The 25962-nt window shown below is 67.5% G+C and carries 27 protein-coding genes and 1 tRNA gene; 18 read left to right on the top strand and 10 right to left on the bottom strand.

Features of this window, described 5'->3' with window-relative positions; translation table 11 throughout:
* Positions 1-24 precede the first annotated feature (24 nt).
* Positions 25-2124, bottom strand: a complete 2100-nt coding sequence (locus tag D0Z60_RS04620) for a TonB-dependent receptor (RefSeq protein WP_162888077.1) — start codon at positions 2122-2124, stop codon at positions 25-27.
* Between the two features lie 106 nt (positions 2125-2230).
* A tRNA-Ser gene (locus D0Z60_RS04615) sits at positions 2231-2320 on the bottom strand.
* A 165-nt stretch (positions 2321-2485) separates the two neighbouring features.
* Between D0Z60_RS04615 and D0Z60_RS04610 the strand changes: the two genes are divergently transcribed.
* The 9 genes from D0Z60_RS04610 (at position 2486) to mazG (ending at position 10886) form a co-directional block, all read left to right on the top strand.
* Positions 2486-3601: a lytic murein transglycosylase gene (locus tag D0Z60_RS04610; RefSeq protein WP_240325539.1), complete on the top strand. Its 1116-nt coding sequence runs from the start codon at positions 2486-2488 to the stop codon at positions 3599-3601.
* A 40-nt stretch (positions 3602-3641) separates the two neighbouring features.
* On the top strand, positions 3642-4814 hold the full coding sequence (locus D0Z60_RS04605) for a D-alanyl-D-alanine carboxypeptidase family protein (protein ID WP_118857163.1): 1173 nt from the start codon (positions 3642-3644) through the stop codon (positions 4812-4814).
* Between the two features lie 3 nt (positions 4815-4817).
* Positions 4818-5447: a dTMP kinase gene (gene tmk / locus D0Z60_RS11885; protein ID WP_240325538.1), complete on the top strand. Its 630-nt coding sequence runs from the start codon at positions 4818-4820 to the stop codon at positions 5445-5447.
* Positions 5444-6436 carry a DNA polymerase III subunit delta' gene (locus tag D0Z60_RS04600; protein ID WP_240325537.1) on the top strand — a complete coding sequence of 331 codons (993 nt, stop codon included), beginning with the start codon at positions 5444-5446 and terminating at the stop codon, positions 6434-6436. Before tmk ends, D0Z60_RS04600 begins: the two co-directional genes overlap by 4 nt.
* Positions 6437-6447: 11 nt before the next feature.
* On the top strand, positions 6448-7956 hold the full coding sequence (gene metG / locus D0Z60_RS04595) for a methionine--tRNA ligase (protein ID WP_118857161.1): 1509 nt from the start codon (positions 6448-6450) through the stop codon (positions 7954-7956).
* Positions 7953-8729: a TatD family hydrolase gene (locus D0Z60_RS04590; protein WP_118857160.1), complete on the top strand. Its 777-nt coding sequence runs from the start codon at positions 7953-7955 to the stop codon at positions 8727-8729. The genes metG and D0Z60_RS04590 overlap by 4 nt, the downstream gene beginning before the upstream one ends.
* The gene (locus D0Z60_RS04585) at positions 8726-9481 is read left to right on the top strand and encodes an MBL fold metallo-hydrolase (RefSeq protein ID WP_118857159.1); all 756 of its coding nucleotides are present in this window, start codon (positions 8726-8728) and stop codon (positions 9479-9481) included. The genes D0Z60_RS04590 and D0Z60_RS04585 overlap by 4 nt, the downstream gene beginning before the upstream one ends.
* A complete protein-coding gene (locus D0Z60_RS04580) occupies positions 9478-10065 on the top strand; it encodes a retropepsin-like aspartic protease family protein (RefSeq protein WP_118857158.1) in 588 nt (195 codons plus the stop codon). The genes D0Z60_RS04585 and D0Z60_RS04580 overlap by 4 nt, the downstream gene beginning before the upstream one ends.
* 68 nt (positions 10066-10133) lie before the next feature.
* Complete coding sequence (gene mazG / locus D0Z60_RS04575; RefSeq protein WP_118857157.1) at positions 10134-10886, top strand: nucleoside triphosphate pyrophosphohydrolase; 753 nt, start codon at positions 10134-10136, stop codon at positions 10884-10886.
* Here the strand turns inward: mazG and hflX are convergent.
* The 5 genes from hflX to dusB form a co-directional block, all read right to left on the bottom strand.
* Positions 10874-12172, bottom strand: coding sequence for a GTPase HflX (gene hflX / locus D0Z60_RS04570; RefSeq protein ID WP_118857156.1), 1299 nt, complete (start codon positions 12170-12172; stop codon positions 10874-10876). The two genes, mazG and hflX, sit on opposite strands and share 13 nt — an antisense overlap.
* Complete coding sequence (gene hfq, locus D0Z60_RS04565; RefSeq protein WP_118857155.1) at positions 12169-12645, bottom strand: RNA chaperone Hfq; 477 nt, start codon at positions 12643-12645, stop codon at positions 12169-12171. Before hfq ends, hflX begins: the two co-directional genes overlap by 4 nt.
* The gene (gene ntrX / locus D0Z60_RS04560; protein WP_118857154.1) at positions 12642-14024 is read right to left on the bottom strand and encodes a nitrogen assimilation response regulator NtrX; all 1383 of its coding nucleotides are present in this window, start codon (positions 14022-14024) and stop codon (positions 12642-12644) included. The genes hfq and ntrX overlap by 4 nt, the downstream gene beginning before the upstream one ends.
* The gene (locus D0Z60_RS04555; RefSeq protein WP_162888076.1) at positions 14024-16270 is read right to left on the bottom strand and encodes a sensor histidine kinase; all 2247 of its coding nucleotides are present in this window, start codon (positions 16268-16270) and stop codon (positions 14024-14026) included. The genes ntrX and D0Z60_RS04555 overlap by 1 nt, the downstream gene beginning before the upstream one ends.
* 77 nt (positions 16271-16347) lie before the next feature.
* Positions 16348-17346 carry a tRNA dihydrouridine synthase DusB gene (dusB, locus tag D0Z60_RS04550; RefSeq protein WP_118857152.1) on the bottom strand — a complete coding sequence of 333 codons (999 nt, stop codon included), beginning with the start codon at positions 17344-17346 and terminating at the stop codon, positions 16348-16350.
* A gap of 50 nt (positions 17347-17396) precedes the next feature.
* Here dusB and D0Z60_RS04545 point away from each other — a divergent pair, with 50 nt between their 5' ends.
* Positions 17397-18542, top strand: coding sequence for a bifunctional 2-C-methyl-D-erythritol 4-phosphate cytidylyltransferase/2-C-methyl-D-erythritol 2,4-cyclodiphosphate synthase (locus D0Z60_RS04545; RefSeq protein WP_118857151.1), 1146 nt, complete (start codon positions 17397-17399; stop codon positions 18540-18542).
* Positions 18539-19042 (top strand): CinA family protein, encoded by a 504-nt coding sequence (locus D0Z60_RS04540; RefSeq protein ID WP_118857150.1) that lies wholly within the window; start codon positions 18539-18541, stop codon positions 19040-19042. The genes D0Z60_RS04545 and D0Z60_RS04540 overlap by 4 nt, the downstream gene beginning before the upstream one ends.
* Here the strand turns inward: D0Z60_RS04540 and D0Z60_RS04535 are convergent.
* Entirely contained in the window at positions 19003-19461 is a 459-nt protein-coding gene (locus D0Z60_RS04535) for a type II toxin-antitoxin system RatA family toxin (RefSeq protein ID WP_118857149.1), read from the bottom strand. The genes D0Z60_RS04540 and D0Z60_RS04535 overlap by 40 nt on opposite strands.
* Positions 19461-20393 carry a lipoyl synthase gene (gene lipA / locus D0Z60_RS04530; protein ID WP_420822776.1) on the bottom strand — a complete coding sequence of 311 codons (933 nt, stop codon included), beginning with the start codon at positions 20391-20393 and terminating at the stop codon, positions 19461-19463. Before lipA ends, D0Z60_RS04535 begins: the two co-directional genes overlap by 1 nt.
* A 91-nt stretch (positions 20394-20484) precedes the next feature.
* Here lipA and D0Z60_RS04525 point away from each other — a divergent pair, with 91 nt between their 5' ends.
* From D0Z60_RS04525 to D0Z60_RS04515, 3 genes are read left to right on the top strand one after another with little or no spacing between them, the layout of a single operon-like run.
* A complete protein-coding gene (locus tag D0Z60_RS04525) occupies positions 20485-21438 on the top strand; it encodes a sodium-dependent bicarbonate transport family permease (RefSeq protein WP_118857147.1) in 954 nt (317 codons plus the stop codon).
* A complete protein-coding gene (locus tag D0Z60_RS04520; RefSeq protein WP_118857146.1) occupies positions 21435-21743 on the top strand; it encodes a P-II family nitrogen regulator in 309 nt (102 codons plus the stop codon). The genes D0Z60_RS04525 and D0Z60_RS04520 overlap by 4 nt, the downstream gene beginning before the upstream one ends.
* A 3-nt stretch (positions 21744-21746) precedes the next feature.
* Entirely contained in the window at positions 21747-22370 is a 624-nt protein-coding gene (locus tag D0Z60_RS04515; RefSeq protein WP_118857145.1) for a carbonic anhydrase, read from the top strand.
* A 23-nt stretch (positions 22371-22393) separates the two neighbouring features.
* Here the strand turns inward: D0Z60_RS04515 and D0Z60_RS04510 are convergent, their stop codons facing one another.
* A complete protein-coding gene (locus D0Z60_RS04510; RefSeq protein ID WP_118857144.1) occupies positions 22394-22717 on the bottom strand; it encodes a hypothetical protein in 324 nt (107 codons plus the stop codon).
* Positions 22718-22818: 101 nt separating this feature from the next.
* Between D0Z60_RS04510 and D0Z60_RS04505 the strand changes: the two genes are divergently transcribed.
* The 4 genes from D0Z60_RS04505 (at position 22819) to D0Z60_RS04490 (ending at position 25894) form a co-directional block, all read left to right on the top strand.
* A complete protein-coding gene (locus D0Z60_RS04505; protein ID WP_118857143.1) occupies positions 22819-23550 on the top strand; it encodes an NYN domain-containing protein in 732 nt (243 codons plus the stop codon).
* Positions 23551-23605: 55 nt separating this feature from the next.
* Positions 23606-24082 (top strand): hypothetical protein, encoded by a 477-nt coding sequence (locus tag D0Z60_RS04500; RefSeq protein ID WP_118857142.1) that lies wholly within the window; start codon positions 23606-23608, stop codon positions 24080-24082.
* 103 nt (positions 24083-24185) lie between these two features.
* Positions 24186-25277, top strand: a complete 1092-nt coding sequence (locus tag D0Z60_RS04495) for a WD40/YVTN/BNR-like repeat-containing protein (protein ID WP_118857141.1) — start codon at positions 24186-24188, stop codon at positions 25275-25277.
* Positions 25278-25363: 86 nt separating this feature from the next.
* A complete protein-coding gene (locus D0Z60_RS04490; RefSeq protein WP_118857140.1) occupies positions 25364-25894 on the top strand; it encodes a pyridoxamine 5'-phosphate oxidase family protein in 531 nt (176 codons plus the stop codon).
* Positions 25895-25962 lie beyond the last annotated feature (68 nt).

Here is a 25962-nt window from a genome sequence, read left to right as displayed (position 1 = left end):
TTTAGCCGCTGATCGTCCTGCCCGCTAGGAGGGCGTCGCCGAGCCCCCGCCGAAATTGCGCTTTAAGGTCAGCTGGAAGGTGCGGTGCTGGTTGCGCTCGCGATATTCGCGCAGGTTCGGCCCGTCGAACGACCGGTTGGGGAAGGTGTACAGCCGGTCGCGAATGCCCTGGGTCTCGAACAGATTGTTGACGTTGAGCGTCAGCGTCGTCCTGCCGCTCGGGCGGTACTCGACGAAGGCGTTGCCGAAGATGCCGCTGTTCGAATTCACGTCCTCCTCGCTGGCGCGGAAGATGGTGAACTTGTCGCGGTGCGCGATCTCGCCGCCATAGGCCCATTGCCCGACATCGCGGCGGATTTCCGCGTTCCACTGCCAGCTCGGGTAGAAGCCGGAGAAATCGCGCTCCTCATCGCTGATCGGGTCGTGAACCCGTGTGCGCTGCAGCGTGCCCTGAAGCTTGACGCGCGTGCCCTTCAGCCCGAGCCGGTCGAGCGGGGCGTCGATCGCCAGCCTCGCGAACTGACGCTTGCCGGTGCCGATATTGCCCGGAGCGTCGAACCCCTCCTCGGTCAGGATACGGTCCTGCAGCATGGTGATCTGGTCGAAGCCAACGTCGAGCTTGATAAGGCCGCTGCCGAGGATCGGCCGGTCGATCGACACCCGCGCCTCCCATGCCCGCTGCGGCTGAAGGTCGGCATTGCCGCCGTTGACCCGCGCATCGCTTAACTGGGCCGAGCTGATGAAGTCATAGAAATCGAGTTGCGCCACCGTGCGCCGGACGACGAACTGGCCGTGCCAGCCGCCCCCCGGCTTCCAGTCAACGGTCAGGCTGGGCTTGAGAAACTTTAGCACCCGATCGGCGGTGGTGTCGCCGCGCACCTTGAGGTCCGAGAACTCGTAATTGAGTCCGGCGTCGATGCGCAGCGCGTCCGACAGCTGCTTGCCCGCCTTCACGTAGAATTCGGCCCGCTTCTCCTCGACAGCCGCCTGGTCGATCGGCAGGTCGATCCGGGTGCGGACGCCGCCCGGACCGAGATCGAACAAGGCGAGGTCGGCATCAAGCGTGTTGAGCGCGGCTTCCGCGCCCATTTCGAACGCCAGTCCGAACAAATTGGGGCGGGTCCAGCTGAGCCGCGTCAGGGTTTCGTTGCGCTGGACCTCCTGGCCCTGCTCGAAGCCGCCGATCGCCACGCCGTCGACCCGCTCCAGCGCGGTATCGAGGTCCTCCTGCTTGCGGCGGTTGATCAGTCCGACCAGCTTCAACGTCCCCTGGTCCAGGGGCCGGCTGATATCGCCGCCGATCTCGAACGCCGGCGACTCTGCGGTCAGGTACAATTTGTCGTCGCGCTCCGGCTCGCCCGGCACGTACACCCGATTGTCCTGCTCGAAATCCTCGGTGAAGCGCGAGAAGCGCGCGTTGAGGTGGATCGCGCGATCAGCCGCTTCCTCGAGCGCCCAGCTGCCGGCGACAAACGGCGTGCGCGGACGGTAGCGATTGGCCTTACGGCGCTTTTCGAACACCTCCCCGGTGTCGGGGTCCTGGATCCGGTCGGTGCCTTCGTCGGCCGTGTCGTCGCGGCCGGTCCCGGCGGAAAGGTTGAACGCCGACCGCCCGCGCTTGAGCGTCGCCGAGGCGGTGAGATTGGGGATGACCGCGCCGGTATAAAGCGTGCGCGCACTGGCCGTGACGTTGCCGTCGAAACCTCCGGCCGCCGACAGGATCAGGTTCGCCACCTGGCTTTTCCCGGCATATTCCGACCCATAGAGCGAACCAGGCCCGACTTCGACCCGCACCACCCGGCTGGCAGGGATCCGGCTCAGCAGGGTCGACAGGCTCTCGGACTTGCTGCTCGGCCGGGCGCCGTTGAACACCACATTGCCCGCAGCGCCGGCGAAGCCGCGAACATCGCTGTTACCCTCATCGAGGTGAAAGCCTGGGGTGCGTTGGACGATGTCGAGGGCGCTGCGCGGTGCGAAACCTGCGAAAAAGCCGCGATCGTAGACGCTTGTCCCGCTGGTCGCGGTCTGCGGTACCGCCGAGCGGTCCTGCTGCGCCGCCGCCGGCGCTGCCGCCGCCACTGCCGCAAAACCCACAGACCAATGGAGTGCTGCCCGAACGTTCATCTCTGTCCTCGCCGTTTCAATGCCGCCTTGCGAGCGGGCACACGCGCGTCAAAGCGGGCTTCGACCGTTCGACGAACGGATCGACGAGGAAGCGTGAAAGGGTGCTTGGCGGAGAGGGTGGGATTCGAACCCACGGTACGGTTGCCCGCACGGCGGTTTTCAAGACCGCTGCCTTAAACCACTCGGCCACCTCTCCGCGTTCTGCCGCAATATCACGACTTACCGGGCAGGGAAGGGGCCAAGCTGGCGTTCATCTTGCGGTTCCTAGGCATCAGTGAAGCGCCGAGGCGCGCCCGATGGTGGCGCCGGCGCGACCGGATGGGGTGGGCGCGGGGCGATTGCGCCGCTAACGCTCGCGACCATGAGCTGGAGAGAATTGTTGCCATTGCCACGTATCGCGTTGCTTGCCGCGCTCTTCGCCTCGACCACCGCGTCCGCCCAATCGTCCGATCCGCTAGCGCCCTTGCCGCCGGTTCCGCAGGCTGTCGCCCCGGTCATGCCAGTGCAGGTTTACCGCGCCGCTCCGAACAGTTTCGAGGCGTACAAATTGACTCTAGCGGCTCGCGCTCGCGCGGCCGGGGTGCGTGAGGCGACGATCGCCTCGGTCATTCCCTATCTCACGGTCGATTCGCTCGCGATCCGGCTCGATCGGGGCCAGCCGGGCAACATCGCCAATCCGAATTACACGCCGCCGTTTGCTCCCTACCGGCGGATCCACGTCACGCCGGAGCTGATTCGCCGCGGCCAGGCCAATTACTCCGCACTCTGGCCGTACCTTTCGCGCATCGAACGCCAGTACGGCGTGCCCGCCTCGGTCATCCTCGCCATCTGGGGCAAGGAGACCAGCTACGGGCGGGTGAAGGGCACTTTCGACGTGCTGCGATCGCTCGCCAGCCTCGCCTACGAGGGCCGCCGCCGGACCCTGTTCGAAGGTGAGTTCGTCGCGGCCATGAAGCTGCTCGATCAGGGCGTTCCGCGCAGCCGGCTGCGCGGCAGCTACGCCGGTGCGATGGGCCATCCGCAATTCATGCCGACCAACGTGCTCAAGCTGCGCGTCGACGGCGACGGCGACGGCAACCGCGACATCTGGGGCAGCCAGCTGGACGGGCTCGCCTCGATCGCCAATTATCTGCGCGACGCCGGCTGGCGCGCTGGTATGTTGTGGGGCGTGCCGGTCCGGGTCCCGCCCGGCTTCGACCGCGCCTCCGTCCGCCCGCTCGCGCCGTCGTTCGAATGCCCGCGGGTCCACGCCCGCCACAGCCGCCCGCTGACCATGCGCGAATGGCGCGCGCGTGGCATTGCCCCGCTTGACCGGGCGCTGCGCGAGGACGACCGGGCAACGCTGATGGAACCCGACGGCCCGACTCAGACCGCGTATCTTCTCACTGACAATTACCGCGCGATCCTCGATTACAATTGCTCGAATTTCTACGCGCTGTCGGTCGCGCTGCTGGCCGACGGCATCATCGGCCGCTAGGCTCGCCGCGACCGGATTTTCCAAGGAGTCGCTTGTCCCGATGCGCCGTACCGTCGCCGTCCTGCTCGCCGCCTGCTGCGCCGCGCCCGCCATCCCCAAGTCCGTTCCATTCGACACTCCGGCGCCGGTCGCCATGCTGCTCGACCTGTCGTCGGGCGCGGTCTTGCTCGCCAAGGACGTCGACCGCCAGATCCCGCCCGCCTCGATGGCCAAGATGATGACCACCGAGGTGGCGTTCGAGCTGATCGACAGCGGCCGGCTGCCGCTCTCCAAGATGTGCACCGTCCGCCCCGAGACCTGGCAGCGCTGGCACGGCCCGGCCGCCGGTTCGACCATGTTCCTGTCGCCGAACGAGCAGGTCAGCGTCGAAAACCTGCTGCACGGCATCGTTACCCTCTCCGGCAACGACGCCTCGGTCGTCCTCGCCGAATGCATCGCCGGGACCGAGCAGGCCTTCGCCGGCCAGATGAACGCGCTCGCCGCCAAGCTCGGCATGCGCTCGAGCCGCTTCGGCAACAGCAATGGCTGGCCCGACGAGGGCCGCACGATGGTTACCGCGCGCGACCTTGCCACGCTCGCCCGGGCCTCGATCGAGCGCCATCCCAAGCTCTACAAGCAATTCTACGGCCAGCCGAGCTTCACCTGGGGCAAGACCCTCGGCTCGGGCCAGGCGATCGTCCAGGGCAATCGCAACCCGCTGCTCGGCAAGGTCGCCGGCGCCGACGGGCTCAAGACCGGCCACACCGCCGAGGCCGGCTACGGCTTCACCGGCTCGGCCGAGCAGAACGGCCGCCGGCTGATCATGGTCGTCGCCGGCCTCACCAGCTACGACCAGCGCATCGCCGAGAGCGTCCGTCTCATGGAATGGGGCTTCAACGCCTGGGCCGCCAAGCCGCTCTACGCCGCCGGCGCGACGGTCGGCTCGGCAAAGGTCCAGCTCGGCGACGAGGATAGCGTCGCGCTGGTCGCGCCGCGCAACCTCGCGCTGACCGTCCCGGCCGGCCTCGCGCCGGGCGCGATGACCGTCAAGCTGCGCTACAACGGCCCGCTGCGCGCTCCGATCACCAAGGGCGCCCACGTCGCCGATCTGGTCGTCGCCTCGCCCGACACCGGCGAGCAGGTGATGCCGCTGGTCGCCGCCGAGGCGGTCGAGGAAGCCGGCTTCTTCGGCCGCGCCTGGACCGGCCTCAAGCAGCTGCTCGGCCTCGCCTAGGCCGTGGCGCGCGGCCGCTTCATCAGCCTCGAAGGCGGGGAGGGGGTCGGCAAGTCGACCCAGCTCGCCGCGCTCGCCGAAGCGCTGACCGGCCGCGGTATCACCGTCGTCGTCACCCGCGAACCCGGCGGCAGCCCCAACGCCGAGACGATCCGCACGCTGCTCCTTGAGGGCGACGACACGCGCTGGAACTCGCGTGCCGAGGCCCTCCTGTTCGCCGCCGCTCGCTCCGACCATGTCGAGAGCCTGATCAAGCCCGCGCTCGATCGCGGCGAGTGGGTGCTGAGCGACCGCTTCCTCGACAGCTCGCTCGCCTACCAGGGCCAGGCCGGCGGCCTCGGCATCGATGCCGTGCGCGACCTTCACCGCTTCGGCAGCGCGGATTTCCTCCCCGACCGCACCCTCGTCCTGCAGCTTGCGGACGGCGAGGCGGCGGCCCGGGCGCGGGTTCGCGACGGCCACGCTGGCGACCGCATCGGCTCGCGCCCGCCGTCCTATCACGCCGCGGTCGACGCCGGCTTCCGCGAAATGGCCGCGCGCGAGCCCCAACGAGTCCGGCTGATCGATGCCAGCGGCCCCGCCGCGACCGTCACCGCACGCCTCCTTTACGCGCTCGGCGACCTGCTGCCGTGAGCGCGATCCTCGGCCACGATCCGGCGATCGCATCCTTCCTCGCCGCCTGGCGCGGCGGGGCGATGCATCACGCCTGGCTAATCGCCGGCCAGCGCGGCATCGGCAAGGCCAGCTTCGCCCGCGCCGCCGCCAAGCGCATCCTGGCCGAGGCGGCGGGCCATGTATCCGCCGACGCGCCGCTCGACATCGACCCGGCGACCCCGACCGCGCGCTTCATCGACTCCGACGGCGGCAGCGCCCATCCCGATTTCGTCCAGGTTGAGCGCGGCCTTAACAAGAGCGGCACCGCGCCCGCCCGCAACATCACCGTCGACCAGATCCGCGACCTCGCCGGCCTGTTCGAGCGCACCCCCGCGCTCAGTCCATGGCGCGCAGTGGTCATCGACAGCGTCGACGATCTCGAGAAGGGCGCCGCCAACGCGCTGCTCAAGATGCTCGAGGAGCCGCCCGCCAACTGCCTGTTCCTGCTCGTCAGCCATGTGCCGGGACGTCTCCTCCCGACCATCCGCTCGCGCTGCCGCACTTTGGCCTTCGCGGCGCTCGACGATGACGCCATGACGTCAGTCCTGGCCCGCGCTTTGCCCGATCTCGACGAGAGCCGGCGCCGGGCGCTGGTCGAAAGCGCTGGCGGCTCGGCCGGCCGGGCGCTGGCACTAGCCGCGCTCGATCTCGATCCGCTGCGCGCCGACGCGCTGGCGCTGATGCGGCAGGGCGACCCGAGCAACGCCCGCCGCGCCCGGCTGATGCAGGCGCTGACCGGCCGCAACTCGGCCGAGCGCTATGCCGCCTTTCTCGACCTGGCGCCGGCCTTGATCGCAACCGAGGCGCGCCACCTCGACGGCGATGCCCGCCTGCGCGCGCTCGACGCCTATGGCGAGGCGCGCGAGCTCGGCCGCCTCGCACCGCGGCTGTCGCTCGATCCGGCGACCACCGCCTTCCGCCTCGGCGCGATCCTCGCTTCGGTTGCCGAGGGTGGGCCCGCCCGCTAACGCCCGCCGCAATGGCCGACCCCTTCTACATCACCACCGCAATTTCCTACCCTAACGGCAAGCCGCACATCGGCCACGCCTATGAGGCGATCGCCGCCGACGTCATCGCCCGCTTCCAGCGTGCGCAGGGCCGCGATGTGCGGCTCGTCACCGGCACCGACGAGCACGGCCTCAAAATGGTCCAGACGGCGCGCGGCGAAGGCATGGAGACACGCGCCTACGCCGACAAGATGTCGTCCTATTTCAAGCAGATGTGCGACGATCTTGGCGTCAGCTATGATACCTTCGTGCGCACCACCGAGCCGCGCCATGCCGCGGCCAGCGTCGCCTTGTGGAAGGCGCTGGAAACGAGCGGCGATCTTTATCTCGACCGCTACGAAGGCTGGTATTCGGTCCGCGACGAGGCCTTCTACGACGAAAGCGAGCTGGTCGACGGGGAGGGGGGCGAACGCCTCTCGCCGCAAGGCACGCCGGTCGAGTGGACCGCCGAGGAGACCTGGTTCTTCCGCCTGTCGGCCTATCAGCAGCGCCTGCTCGACCATTATCGCGACCATCCGGATTTCATCCAGCCCGACAGCCGCCGCAACGAGGTTATCCGCTTCGTCGAGGGCGGGCTCAAGGATCTGTCTGTCTCGCGCACCAGCTTCGACTGGGGCGTGCCCGTGCCCGGCTCGCCCGGCCACGTCATGTATGTGTGGGTCGACGCGCTCACCACCTACATGACCGGGGTCGGCTTTCCCGAGCGCGAGGGCGATTACGACCGCTTCTGGCCGGCCGACATCCACCTTATCGGCAAGGACATCGTCCGCTTCCACGCTGTCTACTGGCCGGCCTTCCTGATGTCCGCCGGCCTCCCGCTGCCGAAGCAGGTCTACGGCCACGGCTTCCTGCTCGCCCGCGGCGGCGAGAAGATGTCGAAGTCGGCCGGCAACGTGGTCGATCCGATGGAGCTGGCGGAGCGTTTCGGGGTCGACAACCTGCGCTACTTCCTGATGCGCGAGATCAGCTTCGGCCAGGACGGCAGCTACAGCGCCGAAGCGATCGTCGCGCGCTGCAACGCCGAGCTCGCCAACAGCTTCGGCAATCTTGCCCAGCGCAGCCTGTCGATGGTGTTCAAGAACCTCGGCGGAGTCATCCCGGCGCCGGGCGCGGCGGAGGCCGACCGCGCCTTGCTCAACAAGGTCGCCGCAGCCTGTGCGTCGCTCGACAAGGAATTCGCCCGCCTCGCCTTCGCGCAAGGGCTCGAGGAGTGGATGGCGGCGGTGTTCGCCTGCAATGCCTATGTCGACGAGATGGCGCCCTGGGCGCTCCGCAAGACCGACCCGGAGCGGATGGCGGCGGTGCTCGGAACGCTCGTCGCGGCGGTCCGCCAGCTCGCGATTGCGGTCGCGCCGCTCATCCCCTCGTCAATCGAGCGCCTGCTGGCCGCGATCGAAGCCGGCGCGAACGGCGCCGCGATCGCCCAACCAGTCCCGATCTTCCCGCGTCTCGAACTTCCCGCCGAGGAGCAGCCCGCGTGAGGCTGATCGACAGTCATTGCCACCTCAATTACGCCGGCTTGGCCGAGCGCCAAAGCGAAGTGCTCGCCGCCGCCCGGGCGCGCGGGGTTGCCGGCTTTCTCAATATCTCGACACGCCAGTCGGAATGGGGCGACGTCCTCGCGACCGCGGAGCGTGAGCCCGATGTATGGGCGACCGTCGGCATCCACCCGCACGAGGCCGACAATCATCCCGATCTCGGTGCCGCCGCCTTGGTCGAGGCCGCGCAGCACTCGCGAGTCATCGCCATCGGCGAATGCGGGCTCGATTATTATTACGACAAGTCCGATCGCGCCGCCCAGCGCGAGCGCTTCGCGGCGCATATCGAAGCTGCCCGCACCACCGGCCTGCCATTGGTGATCCATACCCGTGATGCCGAGGAGGACACCGCGGCGATGCTGACCGAGGCGGTCGGGCAGGGGGGCGTGACCGGCGTCCTCCATTGCTTCACCGGCAGCCGGGCGCTGGCCGAGAAGGGGCTCGAGCTCGGCTTCATGATCTCGCTGTCGGGGATCGTCACGTTCAAGAACGCCGCCGACCTGCAGGAGACGGCGCGGATACTTCCGGCCGACAGCATGCTGGTCGAAACCGACAGTCCGTTCCTCGCGCCCGTGCCGAACCGCGGCAAGACCTGCGAGCCGGCATTCGTCGCCGACACCGCTGCCTTCGTCGCCGATCTGCGCGGCGAGCGTCTCGAGGATCTGGCCGGGACGACCACCGCCAATTTCTTCCGATTGTTCTCGCGAGCGCAATGAAGTTCACCATCCTCGGCTGCGGAACGTCGTCCGGGGTGCCGCGGATCGGCAATGATTGGGGCGAATGCGACCCCGCCGAGCCGAAAAACCGCCGCATGCGCTGCGCCCTGCTCGCCGAAATCGCCGGCAAGACGATCCTGGTCGATTGCGGGCCGGATCTTCGCGCCCAGCTGCTCGCCGCCAATGTCCAGCGGATCGACCATCTGATCGTCACCCACGACCATGCCGACCATTGCCACGGGATCGACGACCTGCGCCCGCTGGCCCAGGCCGCCGGCGCGCCGCTGCCGCTCTACGCGCGTGCCCACGTCCTCGACCGACTGCGCCGGCGTTTCGGCTATGTGTTCGAGGGCGGGGCGCTCTATCGGCCGATCCTCGATCCGGTCGTGATCGAGCGCGATTGGCCCAATATCCGCTTCGTCGACCAGCCCCACGGCGGCATTACCTCGCTCGGCTTGCGCTTCGATCACGATGGCAAGAGTTGTGGCTATGCGATTGATTTCCATGAGCTTACGCTCGACATGGCCGAGCTCTATCGCGGCCTCGACCTGTGGATCGCCGATTGCCTCCGCCGCCGGCCGCATCCGTCTCATGCCCACCTCGACGCGGTGCTCGGCTGGGCGCGCGAGCTTGGCGTCGGGCAGCTGCTCCTGACCCATCTCGACAACAGCATGGACTTCGCCGCGCTCGCCACCACATTGCCGTCCTGGGCGCAGCCCGCGTTCGACGGACAGGAAATCTCGCTCGCGTGACCAACGACATGATGCTCGGCGGACTCTACATCGTCCTTGCCATGGCGCTCGTGATCGGCGCCCTGATCTCGCGCCGGGAGCCGTTTGCGCGTCTCTTCGTGCTGGCGCTCGCCTGGATTGCGATCTTCGGCGCGGGCTTCGTCCTGTTCACCTTCCGCGACGACCTCGGCTATCTCGGCCAGCGGCTGCGCGCCGAGGCGACGGGTCAGCCGGTCGAGGTCGGCGAAACGCTGCGCATCCCGATGGCGCTTGACGGCCATTTCTGGATCGAGGCGCGGGTCAACGGCCGTCCGGTCAAGTTCCTGGTCGACAGCGGCGCGACGATGACGACGATCGACCGCGCGACCGCCGAGCGCGCTGGCATCGCCATCGATCCGCGGCGTTCGCAGATCGTGCGCACCGGCAACGGGCTGCTTCGCGTTGGTGCCGGCACCATCCAGCGCCTCAGCGTCGGCGCAATCGACCGCGCCCAGCTCGGCGTCAACATCACCGACCGGGTCGAGATCAACGTGCTTGGAATGAACTTCCTGTCATCGCTCGACCGCTGGGGGGTCGAGGGCCGCTGGCTCGTCCTGCAGACCTGAACGCCCCCACACGCTATCCTACAACTTTACATAATGCTTATTATCAGACTGAAGGAAAGCGCTTCCGAATGTCCCTCGATCGCCTCGACCAGATCATGCGCCGATTGCGCCATCCCACCACCGGCTGCGAGTGGGATCGGGTGCAGACCTTTGAAACCATTGCTCCGTACACAATCGAGGAAGCCTATGAGGTCGCCGACGCCATTCGCCGCGGCGACATGGCCGATCTCGCCGACGAGCTCGGCGACCTCCAGCTCCAGGTCGTGTTCCACGCCCAGATCGCCGAGACCGCCGGCCACTTCACCCTCGACGACGTGCTCGCCGGCATCTGCAACAAGCTTGAGCGCCGCCACCCGCACATCTTCGGCGACGAGACCGGCGGCGGCCATCATCGCTGGGACGAGATCAAGGCCGAGGAGCGCGCCATGCGCGACGACCGCAGCGCTCTGGCCGGAGTGGCGCTCGCCCTCCCCGCGCTGGAACGCGCCGAGAAGCTCCAGCGTCGGGCCGCGCGCACCGGCTTCGACTGGCCCGACCATCGCGGCGCGCGCGACAAGGTCCTCGAAGAGCTCGACGAACTGGCGCGCGAAACCGACCCCGACCGCCGCCGCGAGGAACTCGGCGACCTGCTGTTCGCGGTCGTCAATCTCGCCCGCAAGCTCGGCATCGCCCCGGAAACCGCGCTGCGCGAAGCCAACCACAAGTTCGAGCAGCGCTTCCGGGCCATCGAAACCGAGCCTGGCTTCGAGCTACTATCGCTCGATCAAAAGGAAGCCCTGTGGACCGCGGCCAAGCAGCGCCAAGCATATCACAAGGCCTGAAATTTCTCCCAATCGGCCGGCGACAGGCGCACCGCCAGCTCGACCGCGTCTTCGCCATTGACCTGTTCGATTACCTGCCCGCGCGCATGCAGCCATGCCAGCCGCTCGCCGTCTTCGACCGGGACCGCCACACGTCGCAGCTCGGCACCCGCGTGTAGCCGCTCACCGACCCGCTCGCGCAGGGCCTCGACCCCGTCGCCGGTCAGCGCTGAAATCAACAGAACATTCTCCCGCCTTGCCGCCTCCGCAGTGACCGCATCGCGAGTCTCGTGGTCGAGCTGGTCGACCTTGTTCCATACCTCGACCATCGGTGGCCCCGCTCCTTCCTCAAGGCCGAGCGAGGCCATCACCGCGGCGACGTCCGCCGCCTGCGCGTCACTGTCCGGATGAGCGATGTCGCGGACGTGAAGGATGAGGTCCGCCCCGGTCACTTCCTCAAGCGTTGCCCGAAACGCCGCGATCAGTTCGGTCGGAAGCTCCGAGACGAACCCCACCGTATCGCTCAGGATCGCCTTGACGTGCCCGGGCAGGCGCACCTCGCGCATCGTCGGGTCGAGCGTCGCGAACAGCAGGTCCTCGGCCATTACGCGCGCGTTGGTCAGCCGGTTGAACAGCGTCGACTTCCCCGCATTGGTGTACCCGACCAGCGCGATCACCGGCCACGGCGCCCGCTGCCGCCGTTCGCGATGGAGACCGCGGGTGCGCTTGACCTGCTCGAGTTCGCGGCGGATGCGCGCCATCCTGTCGCGGATCATGCGCCGGTCGGCCTCGATCTGGGTTTCGCCCGGACCGCCGAGGAAGCCGAAGCCGCCGCGCTGCCGCTCGAGGTGGGTCCAGCTGCGCACCAACCGCCCCGCTTGATAGTCGAGATGCGCCAGTTCGACCTGTAGCCGGCCCTCGGCGGTCGCGGCGCGTTCGCCGAAAATCTCGAGGATCAGCCCGGTGCGGTCGATCACCTTGGCCTTGGTCACCTCCTCCAGCGTCTTCTGCTGCACCGGGGTCAGCGCCGCATCGACCACCAGCAGCCGCGCTTCGTGTTCCGCGAGGACCGCCGCCACTTCCTCGGCCTGGCCAGGTCCGATCAGCGTTGCGGGGCGCGGCGCGCGCACCTTCAGCGCCTGGCGCGCCACCACGTCGATTCCGATTGCCGCCGCCAGCCCGGCCGCTTCGTCAAGTCGGGTCTCGCTGGTTCGAAGCGACGATCGGCCGCTGATTTCGGGCAGTAGCACGACCGCCCGTTCGCACCGGCTGACTCCGTCCGCGCCGCCGCGGTCGAACACGCTCATTGCGCCTCACCCTCTTCGCCAAGCCGGAGCGGCGCAGCCGGCTGGAGCGTGGAAATGGCATGCTTGTAGACCATCTGCCACTGGCCATCGCGTTCGAGCAGCAGCACGAACGGATCGAACCCGCCGACCCGGCCCTGGAGCATGACGCCGTTTACCAGGAACATGGTCATCGCCTCGGCTTGTCCAGCGGCGGCGGCAAGGAACCGGTCTTGCAGACTTTCCGCCACCCTTTCGGGCGCAAGATCGATTTCATCGGCGGCCAATTGCTGCGGATGAATGGTCGAGATCGCATGCTTGTAGACCAGCTGCATTGCCCCTTCGCGGCGCAGCAGGATCGAGAAATTGTCGAACCAGGTGATGACCCCCTGGAGCTTGACGCCCTTCACCAGAAAGATTGTGACAGGCGACTTGGCACGCCGCACGGCGTTCAGAAATCGGTCCTGCAATCCCGGCTGGCGGGCAGCGCCGCTCATTCCTCGAGGTCGCGACGGTCGGCCAAGCCAAGCGCCTTGAGCTTGCGGTGAAGCGCCGATCGTTCCATCCCGATGAAGGTCGCGGTGCGAGAAATATTGCCGGAGAAGCGGCGGATCTGCACCCGCAGATACTCGCGCTCGAAGCTTTCGCGCGCCTCGCGCAGCGGCGAGCCCATGATCGCCATCGACGCCGCGCCGAGCGCTCCGCCTTCGTCGGAATCGATCACCTCGCCTGGAAGCAGGTCGATGTCGATGCGCTCAACCCGGTCCCCCGGCGCGAGGATCAATGTTCGCTCGATGATGTTGCGCAGCTGGCGCACATTCCCTGGCCAGTCATGCGCCTGGAGCGCCGCCACCGCCTCCTCGGTGATGGCGGGCGGCGGGATACGCCGCTCGGCAGCGAAGCGGGCGAGGAAGTGCGCCACCAGGTCGGGAATGTCCTCGCGCCGCTCCTTGAGCGAGGGAATGCGCACGGGCACCACGTTCAGCCGATAATAGAGATCCTCGCGGAAACGCCCGGCGGCAATCTCGTCCGACAATTCGCGCGAGGTCGCGCTGAGCACCCGGACGTCGACCTTCACCGGCCGCTGCCCGCCCACCCGCGTGTAGCTCTGGTCGGTCAACACACGGAGGATCTTGGCCTGGGTGGTGAGCGGCATGTCGGCGATTTCGTCGAGGAACAGCGTACCGCCGTGGGCCTGCTCAAGCAGCCCGGGTCGTGCCACCCCGCCCTCTTCCGCGCCGAACAATTCCTCCTCCATGCGCTCGGGGCTCATCATCGCGGCCGACACGGTGATGAACGGCGCCGACGCGCGCGGGCTCCACTGGTGGATCATCCGCGCCGCAATCTCCTTGCCGACCCCGGCCGGCCCGGTGATCAACACCCGGCTTCCAGTTGGAGCGACACGCTTCAGCGTGGCGCGAACATTGTTGATCGCGACCGATGACCCGTCGAGCTGGTCGTCGGGGCCGATCTTGGCGCGAAACGCCGCGTTCTCTCGGCGCAGGCGGTCGGTCTCGGTCGCCCGGCCGACCAGGTGGAGCAATTTGCCCGCCTCAAACGGCTTCTCGATGAAGTCGACCGCGCCCTCGCGGATCGCGGCGACCGCGGTGTCGAGATTGCCGTGACCTGAGATCATGATGACCGGAAGCGTCGAATCGCGCTTCTTGACCTGTTCCAGCAATTGCAGGCCATCGTAGCGCGAACCCTGCAGCCAGACGTCAAGCAACAGCAGCGAGGGCCGGCGGTCCTCGATCGCCTCTAGCGCGCTGTCGCTGTCGGCCGCCGTGCGCACCGCATAGCCTTCATCCTCCAGCACGCCGGCGACGAGATCGCGAATGTCGGCTTCGTCATCGACGACCAGCACTTCAAGCGCCATTAGGCCGAACCCTCCTCGTCATACTCTCCATCCTCGGCCAACGGGCCGTCCGCGCGCACTTCGTCCGCTTCGCCCGCAAGCGCCTCGAGGCGATCGGCATCGAACGCGATCCTGACGTGGGTTCCGCCCCCTGCCCTGTCGAGAAAGGCGATCTCGCCCAAATGTTCCTCGACGATCTTCTTGACGATGGCCAGCCCGAGCCCGGTGCCGCGCACGCGGGTGGTCATATACGGCTCGGTCAGCCGCTCGCGCTCTTCGGGCAGGCCGACGCCGGTGTCGGTCACATCGACCACCACCTGGTCGCCGTCGCGCCGGACCTTGAGGTCGACCCGGTCTCCCTCGGGCCGCGATTCCCCCCGGTTGCGCCGCACCTCGATCGCCTCGACCGCATTCTTGACCACATTGGTCAGCGCCTGGCTCAGCTGGCGCCGGTCGCAGACCATCGCGATACGCGCGCTCGGCGGGTCGATCGAGAAGGAGATTCCCGGGTGCGCGACCTCGTGAAGAAACAGCGCGGCGCGCGCGATCTCGTGGACGTTCTCGCTCTGAAACACCGGCTTGGGCATGCGCGCGAAATTGCTGAACTCGTCGACCATCCGCCGCAGGTCGCCGACCTGCCGGACGATCGTTCCGGTCAGCCGCTCGAACGTCTCCCGATCCGACTTCACCTCCTCGCCATAGCGGCGCTGGAGGCGCTCCGCCGCGAGCTGGATCGGAGTCAGCGGGTTCTTGATTTCGTGCGCAATTCGCCGTGCGATATCCGACCACGCCGCGCGGCGCTGGTCGCTGAGCTGGTCGGTGATGTCGTCGAACGTCAGGACCGCGCCGTCGGCATAGCGCACGCGCTTGACCGCCAGGGTGCGCTGCCCGCTGCCGGCGGCGACGACGACGTTGGCGTCCCGCGCCTCGCCGCTCATGAATTCGGCCAGGTCGCCCGATACGTCGGCCAGCGATTGGCCTTCGATGTCCGCGCCGTCAGGCCGAAGCAGTGTCTGCGCCGAGCGGTTGACGAGCAGGATCCGGCATGACTGGTCGAGCGCGATGACCCCGGCGGTGACGCTGGACAGGACCGCCTCGATGAACGCGCGCCGGGTGTCGAGTTGCTCGTTGGCGCTGACCAGCGCACCGGTCTGCTCCTGCAACCGCCCGGTCATGCGATTGAAGGCCGAGGCGAGGATAGCAATCTCGTCGCGCGGCTGGTGGACCGGCACCCGTACGGAGAAGTCACCCGCCTCGACCCGCTCGACCGCGCCGACCAGCTCTCCGACCGGGCGCACGAGACGGTCGGCGATCTTGAGCGCGAAGAAAATCGCCAACGCGACGATTGCCAGTGCGCCGAGCAAGAGCGCCCCGTTGAAGCGCAATTGGTAGAGGCGGGACCGCTCGATCAGCCCCTTGTAGTCCGTCAACAGACGGCTGCCGTTGGCCAATTGCGTCGCGAATTCCGGATCGAACACGCGGCTCGCGTACATGTAGGTGTCGGGACCGTAGTTGAGCTTGGTCAACGCGCCGATCCGGTCGCTGGAATTGATCGGCGTGACGGCACTCTTGCCAAGCGCCCGCAGATGCTCGGGCTTGATCACCTGGTTGAGCGGCCGGTCGTACGGATTGACCAGCGCCAGGCTCAGGATCTCGCCCTTGTCGTTGACGTTGAAGATGATCGCTTCGGACAGGTTGCGCATCAGCACCTGCTGGCCGAACGCCTGCTGGAACTCCCGGCTCTGCAAGGGCACTTGGCCGAGGTAGGTCGCGACGTCGCCGCTCATCGTCGTTGTCTCAGCCGCGACCCGCTCGACTTCGGCGTCGTAGACCCCGCGCACCAACTGCACCGAATTCTCGACCAGGCCGCGCGCGCGGTCGGAGAACCAGAACTCCAGGCCCGACTGGAACAGCAGTGAGGCGAAAATCGCGACCAGCACCGTCGGCACCGCCGCGACCACCGAAAACAGCGCCACCAGACGCGTGTGCAATCGACCGCCGGCAAGCCCACGCTGCTCCGCCCGGGCCATCGCCAGCCGGCGCGAAAACAGCACCATCAGGGCGATCGCCGGGATGAGGATCGACACCAGCAACAGGGCGATCAGCGGCGGCGACAGGAATTCCTGCGGCTCGTTGCCGCCGATCAGCACGGACACGCTGAGCGCGATCATGACCATCAGCAACGCGGCCAGGAAGATCGTCGCGAAGCGGTAAAAGCGGCCGCTCGAGCGCTCGCGGGCAAGCCAGCCGAGCGCGCTGTGGCTCAAGGCTGACTCACTGGCGGCAACATCCATCGCGCGCCCCTAGCACGTAAAGCGTTGCCTGAAAAACACAGTTGCAGCAGCTAGGCCGCAATACGCTGGAGATAGGGCGCGTAAAACTCCCGAAGCGCGGCGACTACCGCCTTCGGGTCGTCGATGCGGTTGACCGTGTTGCGGAATTCCGCCGAGCCGGGCAGCCCCTTCACGTACCAGCCGAGGTGCTTGCGGGCGAGCCGGACGCCGGTCTCTGAGCCGTAGAGCGAGAGCATCGCGTCATACTGCTCGACGATCACCGCCAATTGCTCGTCAAGCGATGGATCGCCCTGCTCACCGTCGCCCACCAGGTCGGCCAGCACCTGGCCGAGCAGCCACGGCCGGCCATAGGCGCCGCGGCCGATCATCACTCCATCGGCGCCCGACTGCGCCAGCGCCTGGCGCGCATCCGCCCGGCTGCAGATGTCCCCATTGACGATCACCGGTACAGTGGTCGCGGCCTTCACCCGGCGGACGAACGCCCAGTCGGCCGACCCTTTGTACATTTGGTTGCGGGTGCGGCCGTGGACAGTGATCATCCGCACCCCGAGGTCCTCGGCGATGCGCGCCAGCTCGGGCGCGTTCAGACTATCGTGGCACCAGCCCATGCGCATCTTGAGAGTCACCGGCACGCCAACCGCTTTCACCGTGGAATCAATGATCTGCGCGGCAAGCTTGAGGTCGCGCATCAGGGCGCTTCCGGCATCCCCGTTGACCACTTTCTTGACCGGGCAGCCCATGTTGATGTCGATGATCGCCGCCCCGCGCTGCTCGTTGAGCCGCGCCGCCTCAGCCATCGCCGCCGGTTCGCAGCCGGCCAGCTGGAGCGACACCGGCTCCTCGCTCGGGTCCCACGCCGCTTTCTGCAGCGACTGGCGGGTCTCGCGGATCATCGCCTGGCTTGCGATCATCTCGCTCACCGTGAGCCCCGCCCCGTAGCGCTTGACGACGCGCCGGAACGGCAAATCGGTGACGCCCGTCATCGGCGCCAAGATGACCGGCGCGTCGATGGTCAGCGGACCGACGTGGATGGGCTTCAGCAGGCTCATGGGAAGGCGCGCCTTTACAGAAAGCGCCCGAAACGGGCAAGGCGCGCGCCATGTCCGCTCCTGAACCCGTCACCGCCGTCATTGTCGCCGCCGGATCGGGCAGCCGGATGGGCGACGGCGTGCCGAAACAGTATCGGATGCTTGGCGGCAAGGCGGTGCTCGCCCACGCCGTCGACTCCCTCTCGGCCCACCCGCGCGTCACCAAGGTCCGCGTCGTGATCGCCGCCGACCATGAGGAGCTCGCTCGCCAAGCCATTGGCGAGCGTGACGTCAACCTCGTCACCGGCGGCGCCGAGCGCCACGACAGCGTCCGCTCCGGCCTGGCCGGCCTCGCCGACGGCACCGTCCTCATCCACGACGCCGCCCGCCCGTTCTGCCCATTGAGGGTTATCGACGACCTGCTCTATGCGCTGGACGATGTCGCCGGCGCCGTCCCGGTCCTCGCGGTGGCCGACACGCTCGCGCGCGGCGACCGCCAACTCGACGACATGGTCGACCGCGCCCGCATGCTCCGGGTCCAGACCCCGCAGGCGTTCCACGTCGAGGACCTGCTCTACGCGTTCGAAGAGGTCGGCCGGCGCGCCGCGACCGACGAGAGCTCGGTGCTGGTGGCCGCCGGCCTCAAGGTCGCGACCGTCCCCGGCGACCCGGCGCTCGACAAGTTGACCAGCGCCGCCGACTGGCCGAGAGCCGAGGCCATGCTCGCCGCCGCCCTCATCCCGCGCACCGCCATGGGCTATGACGTGCACGCCTTCGCCGGCCCCGGCCCGATCATGATGGGCGGGATCGAGATCGCGCACGAGCGCGGGCTCGCCGGCCACAGCGACGCTGACGTCGTGCTCCACGCGCTGACCGACGCCTTGCTCGGAACCATCGCCGAGGGCGACATCGGCCTCCACTTTCCGCCCAGCGATCCGCAATGGAAGGGCGCGTCGTCCGACCGCTTCCTGGCGCACGCGGCGGCGCTGGTGCGGTCGCGCGGCGGCCTCATAGACCACCTCGATTGCACCGTCATTTGCGAAGCGCCGCGCCTCACCCCATATCGCGAGGCGATGCGCCGCCGCATATCCGAAATCGCCGAGCTCCCGCTCGATCAAATCAGCCTCAAGGCGACGACCAGCGAGCGATTGGGCTTCACTGGCCGCGGCGAGGGCATTGCCGCGCAGGCAGTAGCCAGCGTGAGGCTGCCGCAATGACGTCGCTGCTCCCCGAGAAGCTGACTGCCAAGGCGCGCGAGGTGGTCGACGCCAATCGCGCCGCCGGCCGCCGCATCGCGGTCGCCGAAAGCTGCACCGGCGGGCTGGTGTGCGCTGCGATCACCGAGGTGCCGGGCTCGTCCGACGTGTTCGAAAGCGGTTTCGTGACCTATTCCAACCAAGCCAAGATGGACCGCCTGCGGGTCAATTCCGACGTCATCGATACGTTCGGTTCGGTGAGCGTCGCGACCGCCTGGGCGATGGCCCAGGGCGCGCTCGAGACTTCGGGCGCGGACGTCGCGGTGGCGATTACCGGCATTGCCGGCCCAGATGGCGGCTCTGCCAGCAAGCCGGTCGGAACGGTCGTATTCGCGCGCGCCACCGCCAAGGACGGTCCCGACGACGTTATCGCCGACAGCAAATTGTTCGATGCCGCCGACGGTCGTTCCGGGATCCGCCTTCAGGCGGCGCTCTGCGCGCTCGAACTGTTGATGCCGTAAAGCGCCGCGGCACGCTGCTCGAAGGCTGACGTCATGCGCCGCAAGGCCCGGTCGAACATCTGGCCGGCCAGCGCCTCGAAGATCCGCGACTTGAACGCGAAATCGACCGAGAAGGCGACATTGGTGCCGCCCTCGGCGGGCTCGAAACGCCACTCATTGTGCAGATATTTCAGCGGCCCCTCGACATAATCAACGACGATCCGCCCCGGCCGCTGCTTCTGCACCCGACTCGTGAATCGCTCCTTGAAGGCGTTGAAGCCGACTACGAGGTCGGCGAGAGTCTCCGTCTCGCTCGACGAGCGCACCCGCACCGCCACAACCCACGGCAAGAATTCGTCGTAACGCGCGACGTCCGCGACCAGCTCGAACAATTGGTTCGGCGAATAGGGCAGGAACTTCGTCTCGCTGTGGCGAGGCATCAGCCGACCGCTCCGCTTGCTCCCGCCCGTGCAACCTGCGCCTCGCGCGCCGCCTTCATCCGTGCAAAATCGTCGCCGGCGTGATAGCTCGACCGGGTCAGCGGTGACGCAGCGACCAACAGAAAGCCCTTCGCGCGAGCAATTGCCGCATAAGCCTCGAAGGCAGCCGGGGTGACGAACTCCTCGACCGTCGCATGACGCGGGGTCGGCTGGAGATATTGGCCCATGGTGAGGAAATCGATCCCCGCCGAGCGCATGTCATCCATCACCTGGTGGACCTCGAGCCGCTGCTCGCCGAGCCCGACCATCACGCCCGACTTGGTGAAGATCGTCGGGTCGAGCCGTTTGACCGTCTCGAGCAGCCGCAGCGAGGCGTAGTAGCGCGCGCCCGGCCGGATCGTCGGGTACAACCTCGGCACCGTCTCGAGATTGTGATTGTAGACATCGGGCTTGGCCGCGACGATCGCCTCGACCGCCGCCTCATGCTTGTTGCGGAAGTCCGGGGTGAGGATTTCGATCGTGGTCGCCGGAGTGGCCCGGCGAAGAGCCTCGATCACCTTGACGAACTGGCTCGCCCCGCCGTCGGGCAGGTCGTCGCGATCGACGCTGGTGACGACAATATGGCTGAGCCCGAGCTCGGCCGCCGCGACCGCGACATGTTCCGGTTCGAGCGGATCGACGCTCCGCGGCATGCCGGTCTTGACGTTGCAAAAGGCGCAGGCCCGCGTGCAGGTATCGCCCAGGATCATCACCGTCGCGTGCTTTTTGGTCCAGCACTCGCCGATGTTCGGGCAGGCCGCCTCCTCGCACACCGTCGCCAGCCCGAGCGAGCGCATCAACTTGCGCGTATCGGCATAGCCCTGGCTCACCGGGGCCTTGACCCGGATCCAGTCGGGCTTGCGCTGCTTGGGAATGTCGGCCGGTGCGTTCACGACTGGCGAGATAGCGATCCTCGACCCGTCTTGCCACCCTTTGCGCCGCCCTCTAACCGCGAAAAGCGCGAACTGGGGGGCTGAGCGAACGATGATCCTTGAGACACTGACTTCGCCGATCATCCTGTTCTTCGTGCTCGGCCTGTTTGCCGGCTTCGTCCGCTCCGATCTCGCCATCCCCGAAGCGATGGCCAAGGGTCTCGCGATCTACCTGATGGCCGCAATCGGCCTCAAGGGCGGGGTATCGATCGCCGCCACTGGCTTCACCACCGAGCTCGCACTCGCGGGCCTCGCCGGTATCGCGCTCAGCTTCCTGCTCCCCTTTCCGGTCTTCGCGCTGCTGCGGTCGATCGGCGGCCTCAACCGAACCGATGCCGCCGCGACCTCGGCGCATTACGGCTCGGTCAGCCTGGTGACCTACATCACTGCCAGCGAAATGCTCGCCGAGGCGGGAATGGAAGCGGCCAGCTTCATGGTCGCCGTCCTCGCGATCATGGAGACGCCCGCCATCGTCAGCGGTTTGCTGCTCGCTCGGCGCGGCCAGGCGTCGCCTGCCGGCGGCGGCAGCGGCCTGTGGCACGAGGTGCTGCTCAATGCCTCGGTCGTGCTGCTGGTCGGCGCGATGGTGATCGGCTTCGTCGCCGGACCGGACGGCTTCGCGCCCGTCAAGCCGGTGTTCGACGGCGGCTATCGGGGCATCCTGTGCCTATTCCTGCTCGACATGGGGCTCATCGCGGCGCGGCGCCTGATGGGCAACAAGGCGGTGACCGCGCGCCTGGCGATGCTCGCCATCGCCATCCCGTTCGTCAACGGCATCCTGGGAACGGTCGTCGGAACGGCGATCGGGCTCGATGTTGGGACAGCCGCCATTCTCGGCGTACTGGCGGCCTCAGCGAGCTACATCGCGGTACCGGCCGCAATGCGCCTCGCCCTCCCCGAGGCCGATCCCGGCATCTACCTGTCGCTCTCGCTTGGCATCACCTTCCCGTTCAACGTTGTGTTCAATATCGCCTTCCTCAGCTGGTTTGCAGGGGTGCTCGCATGATCCAGACCACGACCAAGAAGCGCTTCGAGATCCTGATCGAGGAGCAAATCCTGCCGCTGCTTGCGCGGGTGATCCGCGACGCCGGTTTCTCCGGTCATACCGTCATGCCGGTACTCAGCGGCGAAGGCGGGCATGGGCGCTGGCAGGACGAGCGGTTGACCTCGTCGAGTCGGGTGATGGTGCTGGCGATCGGCGGCAATGAGGAGGCCGAGCGGCTGATGACGGGCCTCGCCCCAATCCTCGACAGCCACCGGCTGCTGCTGACGATTACCGATTGCCAGATCATCCGCCAGGAGCGCTTCTAGGCAATGCCCGAGTTCGCCCAGCTGATCGACGGATACCGCCGCTTCCGGAGCGACAATTATCAGCGCTTCCGCGACCGCTGGGACGAGCTCGCCCACGGCCAGCAGCCGCCAGTGATGATCATCGCCTGCTGCGACAGCCGGGTTGATCCGGCGACGGTCTTCGACACCCTCCCCGGTCAGGCCTTTGTCGTGCGCAATGTCGCTAATCTCGTCCCACCCTACGACATCCACGGCAGGCTGCACGGCGTGTCCTCGGCGATCGAGTTCGGGGTGACCGGGCTTGGCGTGCGGCATATCGTAGTCATGGGACACGGCGCGTGCGGGGGCATCGCGGCGGCGCTCAAGGGCGGTGATCAAGGTCGCCCCGGGACGAGCTTCCTAGATCAGTGGCTGGCGATCGTCGCCGACGTCCGGGCCGTCGTGCTCGCCAATCCAAAGATCACCGATAAGCAGCTCGCGCTCGAACAGGCCGCGGTGCGCCAGAGCCTCGCCAACCTGCGCACCTTCCCGTACGTCGCGGAAAAGGAAACAGCCGCGGAGCTGAAGCTCCACGGCTGTCACTTTGCCATCGCCGATGGCCGGTTGAGCGTTCTCGACGAGGCGGAAGAGAGCTTCCGCCCCGTCTGAACCCTATTCGCTAAACGCTTGAACTAGCAGCGGACGTTATAGTCGTAGACCGGACGGCCATACTGGTCGACATAGTAGCAATAGCCGCGCGTATCGCGGTAGTACTGCTTGCCCTTGACGACCGCGCCGAGAACCGCACCGGCAATACCGCCGGCGATCGCGCCCTCGACCGTGCTGACGCCGGGGATCACGGCGCCAAGCACCGCACCGCCGACCGCGCCGGCCGCAGCGCCCGTCGCCGCGCGGCGGGCATCGGCGTTCTGGCCGTAATACGGGTCATTGTAGGTCGAGCAGGCCGACAGCGGAAGAACGCCCGCCAGGGCCACGGTGAGAAGTTTCTTGTTCATGAGGTACACCTTTCTTAGACGCGCTCTGGCATGACGAACGAGCCGGCGGTTTCGTTCCGCCCCTGATGTGCAATCACGGGCTACAGAGGATTTTCAGCCACATGGACAGTCTCGATCGCCCCGAGCCGGAGCTCAACATCGCGCTCCTCATCGACGCCGATAACGCCAGTCCCGACCATCTCGACGAGGTGCTGCTGGTGCTCGGCGAGCTGGGCACGATCAACATCCGCCGCGCCTACGGCAATTGGTCGAAGCCGGCGCTCAAGGGTTGGGGCAATCTGACCGGCCTCCACTCGATCGTGCCGATGCAGCAGTTCGACGTCGTCAAGGGCAAGAGCGCGACCGACATGCGCATGACCATCGACGCGATGGACCTGCTTTACCGCGGCCATGTCGACGGCTTCGGAATCATGTCCTCGGACAGTGACTTCCTCCCCCTCGCCCAGCGCATCCGCGAGGACGGCCTGCCGGTCTACGGGTTCGGCACCGCCAAGACCCCGCAGAGCTTCCAGCAGGCTTGCACCCGCTTCTTCGACGTCGCCGCGCTTGAGAGCGAAGGCGAGGTGGCGCTCGAAGCGCCGCCCGCCGCAGCCGGCCAGCGTGCGGTCGACGCCGAGCTTCTCCAGGTGCTCGGGGCCGCCTACAAGGCGTCGAAGCGCGACGAGGAGGGCTATGCGTCGCTCAGCGAGGTAGGCCAGCGCGCCACCGCCGTGTCGAGCTTTGCCGTGCGCAACTACGGCTTCAACCGCCTCAGCGATCTGATCAAGGCGGTGCCCAATTTCGACACCAAGGCAGGCAAGGACGGGCGCCTGCTGGTCAAGCGCATGCGATGACTTCCCGAACCGTCGCAGCTGTCCTATATGAGTGGGACAGTCAGGAGAGTTGGACATGGCGGGCCGGTTAGCGTGGATCCTTGCCGGCGGGGCCGCGATCGTCGCCGGAATGGCCGTACAGGGCAGCAATTTCATCGACTTCGACGATTCGCGCGATGGCCACTCCGCAGTCGAACGCAAGATCGAACGCGCAGCCGAGCGTGAGCGGGATGCCCGGGTGAGCGTCGTCGTCGACGGCGAGCGAAGCGCCGAGATTGATGCCGATACCGTGCGCGCGCTGACCGAAGCGGTCGGCGAGCTGGTCGAGGCCGAGGCCGAGCTGGCGATCGCCGAGACCGGCGACGGTGCCGGCGAAGTCGCAGCCGCCAAGGGACGGCGCGACGAAGCCAAGGCGCTTGTCGACGATCTCAAGGCCAAGGTGGCCGCACAGGGCAAGGCCACCGCCGGCCGGGTCGAAAACGGCCCGGCCACGCGCGACAGAATCCGCGAGGAAGTTCGCGACGAGGTCCGCGCCGCCATCCGCAATAATTAGGGGTTCTCGGCTGTTGGTCGAACCCGCCTGCCGCGCGGTCGAGTGAGCGCTGGGCACGGCGCCCTTCCCCCGCAACCCTCCCCGCACAACGAGGGGCTATCGGATGAACTTGAAACTGCTCACGGCCGCCACGCTTGCGCTGGCCTCGTGCCGGACGGCGCTTCCCGCCGCGCCCGAACCGATCGCGGTCCCGCCCGGCGCCATCTGGCAAACCCAGCCGAGCGAGGCCTTCAATGGCAAGCGTGACGACATTCACTTCGCCACCGCCGCGATCGGTTTCTACGGCACAGGCAAGGGTGACCTGTTCCGAACCGACGACGGCGGCTCGACCTGGGCCAAAGTCTGGAGCAAGCCGGGCACCTTCATCCGCGCGCTCGGCTTCGTCGATTCCGACAACGGCTTCCTCGGCAATGTCGGCGACTATTATCCGGGGGTCACCGACACCAATCCGCTCTATCGCACACGCGACGGCGGGCGCAGCTGGAGCCCGGTCGCCATCAACGGCGCGATCGTCGAGGGCATTTGCGCGATCGACATCGTCAAGAGCGAGGCGATCTACCAGGGCCGACTGCGCCAGCGGGTGATCGTCCACGCCGGCGGCCGCGTCGGCGGCCCGGCGAAGCTGCTGCGCTCGCTCGACGGCGGCGAGACGTGGCGCTTCATCGACTTGTCGGACCGCGCCGGAATGATCCTCGACGTCAAGTTCCTCGATGCCGACACCGGCTTCGTGTTTGCCGCGACCGACAAGGACAATGCCAATTCCAACGCGCTGATTCTCAAGACCCGCGACGGCGGCCGCACCTGGCGCGAAGTCTACCGCTCGAGCCGCAAGCGCGAGCTGATCTGGAAAGCGAGCTTCGCCACCAACCGCGTCGGCTACACCACGGTGCAAAGCTATGATCCCGAGCGCGCCCAGCAATTGGTCGCCAAGACATTGGACGGCGGCGAGACCTGGCGCGAAGTGCCGCTGACGCTGGATGCCAAGGCGCGCCAGTTCGGCATCGGCTTCGCCACCCCGGACATCGGCTGGGTCGGCACCGCCGCCGGCGGCTTCGAGACGCGCGATGGCGGCCAGAATTGGGCCAAGGTCCCGCTCGCCCCCGCCGCCAACAAGATCCGCGTGCGCGCCGCCGACGGGACCCCCAAGATCGTTGCCATCGGCACCCAGGTCCAGGCGCTCGAGGCCGCACGCTAGAGCGCCGAACCGGCTAAGTGCCGTATCAGGGAACCCACGGCGCGGCGTTTCCGTTGAGGTGGCGAAACCATCCACGGAGCGTGACGATGTTCGATTCCGACGAGAAGCCCGAGACCCGCCTGCGCAAGCTGTTCTGGAAGGAATTGCAGAGCGACCGCACGATGATGCTCGGGCTCGACGGGGTCGACGACGACCGCACCCGGCCGATGACCGCTCAGGTCGACCTCGCCGAGGGCGCCGACGAGGAAGACGGCGGCCCGATCTACATCTTCGCGTCGAAGAACGAGGGCGTCGGCCAGGACCTCAAGGACGGCGCCCGAGCCATCGCCACTTTCGTCTCCAAGGGGCACAAGATCTTCGCTCACATCCACGGCACGCTGCACGCCGACAACGATCGCGCGGTCATCGATCGGCTGTGGAACCCGTTCGCGGCGGTCTGGTACAAGGACGGCAAGGACGACCCCAACCTCCTCCTCATCCGCTTCGACGCGACCCGCGCCGACATTTGGGAATCGACCCCCGGCCAGACCATCAAAGCCGCCGCGCTCAAAAGCCTGTTCGACGTCGACCCCGGCAAGGACCAGCAGCACGAGCATCAGGCGGAAGTGAAGCTTTAGAGCCCCTCGCCCGGCTTGGAGGTCGCTTCCAAGCTCGTCAGTCGCCCCGGGCTTGACCCGGGGCCCTC

It is taken from the genome of Sphingomonas mesophila, from assembly GCF_003499275.1.
GTDB classification, from domain to species: Bacteria; Pseudomonadota; Alphaproteobacteria; order Sphingomonadales; family Sphingomonadaceae; genus Sphingomicrobium; species Sphingomicrobium mesophilum.
The sequence above is the reverse complement of the archived record's forward strand: the minus strand, read 5'-3'. Positions and strand labels throughout refer to the sequence as shown.

What these genes read in the sequence shown, in the direction of transcription:
- dusB (WP_118857152.1), bottom strand. Translation starts at nt 17,346, where the DNA reads ATGAGCCTGCTGAAGCCCATCCACGTCGGTCCGCTGACCATCGACGCG.
- D0Z60_RS04540 (WP_118857150.1), top strand. Translation starts at nt 18,539, where the DNA reads ATGACGTCGCTGCTCCCCGAGAAGCTGACTGCCAAGGCGCGCGAGGTG.
- metG (WP_118857161.1), top strand. Translation starts at nt 6,448, where the DNA reads ATGGCCGACCCCTTCTACATCACCACCGCAATTTCCTACCCTAACGGC.
- D0Z60_RS04520 (WP_118857146.1), top strand. Translation starts at nt 21,435, where the DNA reads ATGATCCAGACCACGACCAAGAAGCGCTTCGAGATCCTGATCGAGGAG.
- mazG (WP_118857157.1), top strand. Translation starts at nt 10,134, where the DNA reads ATGTCCCTCGATCGCCTCGACCAGATCATGCGCCGATTGCGCCATCCC.
- hflX (WP_118857156.1), bottom strand. Translation starts at nt 12,172, where the DNA reads ATGAGCGTGTTCGACCGCGGCGGCGCGGACGGAGTCAGCCGGTGCGAA.
- ntrX (WP_118857154.1), bottom strand. Translation starts at nt 14,024, where the DNA reads ATGGCGCTTGAAGTGCTGGTCGTCGATGACGAAGCCGACATTCGCGAT.
- D0Z60_RS04510 (WP_118857144.1), bottom strand. Translation starts at nt 22,717, where the DNA reads ATGAACAAGAAACTTCTCACCGTGGCCCTGGCGGGCGTTCTTCCGCTG.
- D0Z60_RS04525 (WP_118857147.1), top strand. Translation starts at nt 20,485, where the DNA reads ATGATCCTTGAGACACTGACTTCGCCGATCATCCTGTTCTTCGTGCTC.
- D0Z60_RS04495 (WP_118857141.1), top strand. Translation starts at nt 24,186, where the DNA reads ATGAACTTGAAACTGCTCACGGCCGCCACGCTTGCGCTGGCCTCGTGC.
- D0Z60_RS04605 (WP_118857163.1), top strand. Translation starts at nt 3,642, where the DNA reads ATGCGCCGTACCGTCGCCGTCCTGCTCGCCGCCTGCTGCGCCGCGCCC.
- D0Z60_RS04545 (WP_118857151.1), top strand. Translation starts at nt 17,397, where the DNA reads ATGTCCGCTCCTGAACCCGTCACCGCCGTCATTGTCGCCGCCGGATCG.
- D0Z60_RS04610 (WP_240325539.1), top strand. Translation starts at nt 2,486, where the DNA reads ATGAGCTGGAGAGAATTGTTGCCATTGCCACGTATCGCGTTGCTTGCC.
- D0Z60_RS04505 (WP_118857143.1), top strand. Translation starts at nt 22,819, where the DNA reads ATGGACAGTCTCGATCGCCCCGAGCCGGAGCTCAACATCGCGCTCCTC.
- D0Z60_RS04585 (WP_118857159.1), top strand. Translation starts at nt 8,726, where the DNA reads ATGAAGTTCACCATCCTCGGCTGCGGAACGTCGTCCGGGGTGCCGCGG.
- D0Z60_RS04490 (WP_118857140.1), top strand. Translation starts at nt 25,364, where the DNA reads ATGTTCGATTCCGACGAGAAGCCCGAGACCCGCCTGCGCAAGCTGTTC.
- D0Z60_RS04515 (WP_118857145.1), top strand. Translation starts at nt 21,747, where the DNA reads ATGCCCGAGTTCGCCCAGCTGATCGACGGATACCGCCGCTTCCGGAGC.
- D0Z60_RS04500 (WP_118857142.1), top strand. Translation starts at nt 23,606, where the DNA reads ATGGCGGGCCGGTTAGCGTGGATCCTTGCCGGCGGGGCCGCGATCGTC.
- hfq (WP_118857155.1), bottom strand. Translation starts at nt 12,645, where the DNA reads ATGAGCGGCGCTGCCCGCCAGCCGGGATTGCAGGACCGATTTCTGAAC.
- D0Z60_RS04620 (WP_162888077.1), bottom strand. Translation starts at nt 2,124, where the DNA reads ATGAACGTTCGGGCAGCACTCCATTGGTCTGTGGGTTTTGCGGCAGTG.
- D0Z60_RS04535 (WP_118857149.1), bottom strand. Translation starts at nt 19,461, where the DNA reads ATGCCTCGCCACAGCGAGACGAAGTTCCTGCCCTATTCGCCGAACCAA.